Origin of the sequence: Pseudomonas sp. RW407 (assembly GCF_003176655.1) — a bacterium.
GTDB classification, from domain to species: domain Bacteria; phylum Pseudomonadota; class Gammaproteobacteria; order Pseudomonadales; family Pseudomonadaceae; genus Pseudomonas; species Pseudomonas delhiensis.
This window is the reverse complement of the sequence record NZ_QGSL01000106.1, coordinates 1,046,647-1,053,306: the sequence shown is the minus strand read 5'-3', so window position 1 is coordinate 1,053,306 and position 6,660 is coordinate 1,046,647. Positions and strand designations below refer to the sequence as shown.

General features: G+C 68.5%; 5 protein-coding genes. All 5 read left to right on the top strand.

Annotated features, from left to right (window positions below; translation table 11 throughout):
- Positions 1-615: 615 nt before the first annotated feature.
- Positions 616-2,553, top strand: coding sequence for an acetate--CoA ligase (gene acs / locus DK254_RS21485; protein ID WP_109935393.1), 1,938 nt, complete (start codon positions 616-618; stop codon positions 2,551-2,553).
- Between the two features lie 115 nt (positions 2,554-2,668).
- Positions 2,669-3,547 carry an oxygenase MpaB family protein gene (locus DK254_RS21480; RefSeq protein WP_109935392.1) on the top strand — a complete coding sequence of 293 codons (879 nt, stop codon included), beginning with the start codon at positions 2,669-2,671 and terminating at the stop codon, positions 3,545-3,547.
- Positions 3,548-3,664: 117 nt separating this feature from the next.
- On the top strand, positions 3,665-4,843 hold the full coding sequence (locus DK254_RS21475) for an acetyl-CoA C-acetyltransferase (RefSeq protein WP_109935391.1): 1,179 nt from the start codon (positions 3,665-3,667) through the stop codon (positions 4,841-4,843).
- Between the two features lie 77 nt (positions 4,844-4,920).
- Positions 4,921-5,541 carry a response regulator transcription factor gene (locus DK254_RS21470; protein ID WP_089390247.1) on the top strand — a complete coding sequence of 207 codons (621 nt, stop codon included), beginning with the start codon at positions 4,921-4,923 and terminating at the stop codon, positions 5,539-5,541.
- A gap of 91 nt (positions 5,542-5,632) precedes the next feature.
- The coding region (locus tag DK254_RS21465; RefSeq protein WP_146219639.1) for a DUF748 domain-containing protein at positions 5,633-6,660 on the top strand (1,028 nt) is incomplete at its 3' end.

Below are 6,660 nucleotides of genomic sequence, written 5' to 3'. Positions count from 1 at the left end.
ACAGCTACAACGGATATGAAACCCCGGTAGCCATGGAGGAAAAGCTCAAGGCAGCAGCATGAACCTAAAGCGGTGTCCAAAATTTCTTGACCGGTTCAAGCTCGCTCCTACGAAGAGCATCTCGGCGCGGGCGCGAGACAGTTGCTCCTACGCCGCCCCACCCGCGCCATTCCCCTGTAGGAGCGCGCCCTGCGCGCGAAATCGCGGGCAGGGCGCGCTCCTACAATCCGCCGGGAGGCATGGCTTCTCGTAGGATGGGTGGAGCGAAGCGATACCCATCGCCATGACCGCATGGGTTTCGCCAAGGCTCAACCCATCCTACGCAAAGCACCTCGGCGCAGTTGGAGCGCGCCGGGAGGCATGGCATATCCCGCGTAGGGCGCATAACCGTTCGCGGTTATCCGCCAATGCACCGAGGCCACAGCCAACGCCCAGGTCAACCCCGGGGCCGCCGGGAACCAAGGCCAAACGGCGGATAACGCCGTAGGCGTTATCCGCCCTACGCGCCCCCGGCCGAAATGCCGGCCATCCCTCCAAGGCTTGAACCGGGCCGCGCATTGGCCCAGTCTTGAGCCAGACGCCTTACCAAGACATCACAACAACAAGGATATCGTCATGTTCGAAATCACCGCTCACCCGGTGCCGGACGCCGTTCGCCAGCGTGCCTACCTCGACGAGGAGGACTACCAGCGCCTCTACCGCCAATCCATCGAACAACCGGACGTGTTCTGGGGCGAACAGGCCAGGGCCCTGCTCGACTGGTTCAAGCCCTGGCACTCCGTGCACCACGGCGACCTGGCCCGTGGCCAGGCCAGCTGGTTCAAGGGCGGCCAGCTCAACGTCGCCTACAACTGCATCGACCGCCACCTGGAACAGCGCGGCGAACAGGTCGCCATCATCTGGGAAGGCGACAACCCCGCCGAGTCCGCCCACATCACCTACCGCAAGCTGCACAGCCACGTCTGCCGCCTGGCCAACGTGCTCAAGAGCCGCGGCGTGGAGAAGGGCGACCGGGTGTGCATCTACATGCCGATGATCCCCGAGGCGGCCTACGCCATGCTGGCCTGCGCGCGCATCGGCGCCATCCACTCGGTGGTGTTCGGCGGCTTCTCGCCGGATTCCCTGCGCGACCGCATCCTCGACGCCGACTGCCGCACCGTGATCACCGCCGACGAGGGCGTGCGCGGCGGCAAGTACATCCCGCTCAAGCAGAACGTGGAAAAGGCCCTGCAGGACTGCCCGAACGTCTCCACCGTGGTGGTGGTGCAGCGCACCCAGGGCAAGGTGCCCTGGGTCGAGGGCCGCGACCTCTGGTACCACGAGGTCCTGCACGGCGCCAGCGAGGACTGCCCGCCGGAGCCCATGGACGCCGAGGACCCGCTGTTCATCCTCTACACCTCCGGCTCCACCGGCAAGCCCAAGGGCGTGCTGCACACCACCGGCGGCTACCTGCTGGGCGCGGCCATGACGCACAAGTACGTGTTCGACTACCACGAGGGTGACATCTACTGGTGCACCGCCGACGTCGGCTGGGTCACCGGGCACAGCTACATCGTCTACGGCCCGCTGGCCAACGGCGCCACCACCCTGATGTTCGAAGGCGTGCCCAGCTACCCGGACGCCTCGCGCTTCTGGCAGGTGATCGACAAGCACCAGGTGAACATCTTCTACACCGCGCCCACTGCCATCCGCGCCCTGATGCGCGAAGGCGAGGAGCCGGTGAAGAAAACCTCGCGCGCCAGCCTGCGCCTGCTCGGCTCGGTGGGCGAGCCGATCAACCCGGAAGCCTGGGAGTGGTACTACCACGTGGTCGGCGAGACCCGCTGCCCGATCGTCGACACCTGGTGGCAGACCGAGACCGGCAGCATCCTCATCACCCCGCTGCCCGGCGCCACCTCCCTCAAGCCCGGCTCGGCGACCCTGCCGTTCTTCGGCGTGCAGCCGGTGCTGCTGGACGAACAGGGCAAGGAGATCGACGGCCCCGGCGCCGGCGTGCTGGCCATCAAGGCCAGTTGGCCGAGCCAGATCCGCAGCATCTACGGCGACCACCAGCGCATGGTCGACACTTACTTCAAGCCCTACCCCGGCTACTACTTCACCGGCGACGGCGCGCGCCGCGACGAGGACGGCTACTACTGGATCACCGGGCGCGTCGACGACGTGATCAACGTCTCCGGCCACCGCATCGGCACCGCCGAGGTGGAAAGCGCCCTGGTGCTGCACGACGGCATCGCCGAGGCCGCGGTGGTGGGCTACCCCCACGACCTCAAGGGCCAGGGCATCTACGCCTTCGTCACGCCGATGAACGGCACCGAGCCCAGCGACGAATTGAAGCAGGAGCTGCTGGCGCTGGTCAGCAAGGAGATCGGCAGCTTCGCCAAGCCGGAGGTGCTGCAGTGGGCGCCGGGCCTGCCGAAGACCCGTTCGGGCAAGATCATGCGGCGCATCCTGCGCAAGATCGCCTGCAACGAGCTGGACAACCTCGGCGACACCTCGACCCTCGCCGACCCCGGCGTGGTCCAGGGGCTGATCGACAATCGCATCAATAGGTGAGGAGCAGCTGCAAGCTGCAAGCTGCAAGCTGCAAGCTGCAAGGCAGGGTGCCTGCGGTTAAGCTTATGGTGTGCACCACTTGTAGCTTGACGCTTGAGGCTTGCAGCTCGTCGCCATGGAAACCGTTCGCCGTCATATCGAAAGCCAGGTCCTGAGCCTGACCGGACTCGCCCTCGGGGGCGTCGACTTCGAATCCCCCAAGGGCGACCCGGGGCTGTTCGGCCCCGACTCGGCCTGCTGGAAGGTCCATGGCGACTTCAGCTCCATGCTCATCGGCGGCATCAGCGCCCTGCTCCTGCAGATGCTCCACCCCGCCGCCCTGGGCGGCGTGTGGGACCACTCCAACTTCCGCGCCGACATGCTCGGGCGCCTGCGCCGCACCGGCCAGTTCATCTCCACCACCACCTACGGCTCGGTGGCCGACGCCGAGAAGCTGATCGCCCGGGTGCGGCGCATCCACGACGGCGTCAGCGGCACCCTGCCCGACGGCACGACCTACGCGGCCAGCGACCCGGACCTGCTGACCTGGGTGCACGTCGCCGAGGTCAGCTGCTTCCTCAAGTCGCACCTGCGCTACCTGAACCCCGACCTGCCCGGCAGCGAGCAGGACCGCTACTACGACGAGATCGCCCTGGTCGCCGAGCGCCTGGGCGCCCGCGACGTGCCGCGCTCGCGCCAGGAGGTGGCCGAGTACCTGGAACGCATGCGCCCCCGGTTGCGCTACAACGAGCGCACCCGCGACGTGGTCGAGGTACTGCTCGACGCCCCGGCGCCCAGCTCCCTGGCCAGGCCCTTCAGCGCCCTGATGATGCGCGCCGGCATCGACCTGCTGCCGGACTGGGCCGCCGACATGCTCGGCTTCTCCCTGCGCCCGCTGCAGCGCCAGCTGATCCGCGCCAGCGTGAAGCGCAGCGTGCCGCTGCTGCGCTGGGCGGTGCGCAACGGCTCGCTGCACCGCGCGCGCCGGCGCATGGGCCTGCCGCCGCTGCGCTGACCCTCGGGGTCGGCGCCTGACCACCCGGTTCGAGGAGTGGCCCGCCACGCACGGGCTGTGCAACCATGCCGGTTCGTTCGCCGCGGCCCGCGCCGCCCCATGCTGAGGATTCGTGTCATGCAAGATGTCGTCATAGTCGCTGCCACCCGCACCGCCATCGGCAGCTTCCAGGGTTCCCTGTCGGCCCTGCCGGCCCATGAACTGGGCGCCGCGGTGATCCGCCGCCTGCTCGAGCAGACCGGCGTGGCCCCCGAGGCGGTCGACGAAGTCATCCTCGGCCAGACCCTCACCGCCGGCGCCGGGCAGAACCCCGCGCGCCAGGCCGCCATCGCCGCCGGCCTGCCGAACAGCGTACCGGCGATGACCGTCAACAAGGTCTGCGGCTCGGGCCTGAAGGCCCTGCACCTGGCGGCCCAGGCCATCCGCTGCGGTGATGCCGAGGTGGTCATCGCCGGCGGCCAGGAGAACATGAGCCTGTCGCCCTACGTGCTGCCCAAGGCCCGCACCGGCCTGCGCATGGGCCATGCGCAGCTGCTCGACAGCATGATCGTCGACGGCCTGTGGGACGCCTTCAACGACTACCACATGGGCATCACCGCCGAGAACCTGGTGGACAAGTACGGCATCAGCCGCGAAGCGCAGGACGCCTTCGCCGCCGAGTCCCAGCGCAAGGCCGCCGAGGCCATCGCCGCCGGGCGCTTCGAGGCGGAGATCACCCCCATCGAGATTCCCCAGCGCAAGGGCGAGCCGCTGCGCTTCGCCGTCGACGAGCAGGTCCGCGCCGGCACCAGCGCCGAGGCCCTGGGCAAGCTCAAGCCGGCCTTCAGGAAGGACGGCAGCGTCACCGCCGGCAATGCGTCCACGCTCAACGACGGCGCCGCCGCCGTGCTGCTGATGAGTGCCGCCAAGGCCGCCGAGCTGGGCCTGCCAGTGCTGGCGCGTATCGCCGCCTACGCCAATGCCGGCGTCGACCCGGCGATCATGGGCATCGGCCCGGTATCCGCCACCCGCCGTTGCCTGGACAAGGCCGGCTGGCAGTTGGGCGAGCTGGACCTGATCGAGGCCAACGAGGCCTTCGCCGCCCAGGCCCTGGCGGTGGGCCAGGAGCTGGGCTGGGACGCCGCCAGGGTCAACGTCAACGGCGGCGCCATCGCCCTGGGCCACCCCATCGGCGCCTCGGGCTGCCGCGTGCTGGTCACCCTGCTGCACGAAATGCTCCGCCGCGATGCCAGGAAGGGCCTGGCCACCCTCTGCATCGGTGGCGGCCAGGGCGTCGCGCTGGCCCTGGAACGCTGAGCCTCGCCGGGCGCGGCCGCACGGTCGCGCCAACTGGGCTATCTTCATTGGGCGGATCGCGCCTTCAAGGATTGCCCATGAACAAACGCGTCATCGTGGTGGAGGATCACCCGGCCATGCGCCTGGCGATCCGCTCCCTGCTCGCCCAGGACCCCCAGTTCGAAATCGTCGGCGAGGCCGACGACGGCAACGCCGGGCTCAACCTGGTGCGCCAGCAAAAGCCCGACCTGGTCATCCTCGACCTCAACCTGCCGGGCATGGACGGCATGGACCTGCTGGCGCGGGTGCACATCTTCGACGAGAACATCCGCCTGCTGGTGCTCAGCTCCCAGGACGAGCGCCTCTACGCCGGGCGCGTGGAGGCCGCCGGCGGGCACGGCTTCGTCAGCAAGAACAAGGACACCGCCGCCATCCTCAATGCCGCGCGCATGCTGGTCGCCGGCTACCGCTGCTTCCCCGAGCGCCCCCTGGGCGCGCCCGGGCAGCCCGGCGACGACCCGGTGGCGATGCTCACCCCGCGCGAGCTGGTGGTGCTGCGCAGCCTGGTGCGCGGCCTGAGCAACAAGCAGATCGCCGAGGAACTGTTCCTCAGCCAGAAGACCGTCAGCACCTACAAGACGCGCATCCTCGAGAAACTGCAGCTGAGCAGCCTGGTGGACCTGGTGGAGTTCGCCCGCCAGCACAACCTGCAGGCCTGATCGCCGCGACCGACTGCCACGGCTCAGGATTTTGAACTTTGCACGCGTGCCATACTCCGAGGGTACGCCACGACGGAAGACGACTCCCGCTATGCCCAAAGGATTGATTCGCGCGATCGGCACCCTGGTGCTGCTGTTCCTCCTCTATTGCCTGCTGGGCTTCCTGATACTCCCCGGCATCGCCCTGCGCGTGGCCAACCAGCAACTGGCCCAGTACGCCACCGTGCCGGCGCACATCGAGCGCATCGAACTGAACCCCTTCAGCCTGGAGCTGAATGTCTGGGGCCTGCGCATCGGCGCGCCGGGCCAGGAGCAGGTGGCCTTCGAGCGGCTCTACGCCAACCTCGAGCTGGACAGCCTGTGGACGCGCCAGCTGCACCTGGCCGACGTGCAACTGGACAAGCCCCATGGCGAAGTGGTGTTCGCCGAGGACGGCAGCCTCAACCTCACCCGCCTGTTCAAGCTGCCGCCCAGCCAGCCGCAACCCGAGCAGCCGGACAGCAAGCCCTTCCCGCTGCGCATCCAGCGCATCGCCCTGAGCCAGGGCAGCGTGCACTTCCAGGACAACCGCCCGAGCGAGCAGGTGGACTTCGTCTTCGACCCGCTGGGCTTCGAGCTGAACAACCTCAGCACCCTGCCCGACAGCGGCGCGCAGATGACCCTCAGCGGCACCGGCCCGCACGGCGGCAAGCTCGACTGGAAGGGCGACCTCAGCCTGACCCCGCTCGCCTCCAGCGGCAGCCTGTCGATCCAGGGCATCCCGCTCAAGGCCTGGTGGCCCTACGTGCGCGACAACGTTCCGCTGGAACTGCAGAAAGGCATCCTCAGCGTCGCCACCGACTACAAGCTCGACCTGAGCAAGGACACCCAGCTGCTGCTGGAGAAGACCAGCGCCAACCTGCGCGACCTCGACCTCAAGAGCCCGGCCGGCAAGCCGCTGGTCACCCTGGCCAGCCTCGACGTGGCCGAGACCAGCATGGACCTGGCCAAGCGCGAGGTGGTGGTCGGCCAGATCCGCAGCCAGGGCCTGGAAACCTGGGCCGCCCGCGAGAAGGACGGCCAGCTCGACTGGCAGAAGCTCTTCGCCGACTTCCAGAAGCCCGCGCGCAAGCCGGCGCC

Coding starts and splice junctions, on each gene's coding strand:
- acs (WP_109935393.1), top strand. CDS start 616: ATGTTCGAAATCACCGCTCACCCGGTGCCGGACGCCGTTCGCCAGCGT.
- DK254_RS21480 (WP_109935392.1), top strand. CDS start 2,669: ATGGAAACCGTTCGCCGTCATATCGAAAGCCAGGTCCTGAGCCTGACC.
- DK254_RS21475 (WP_109935391.1), top strand. CDS start 3,665: ATGCAAGATGTCGTCATAGTCGCTGCCACCCGCACCGCCATCGGCAGC.
- DK254_RS21470 (WP_089390247.1), top strand. CDS start 4,921: ATGAACAAACGCGTCATCGTGGTGGAGGATCACCCGGCCATGCGCCTG.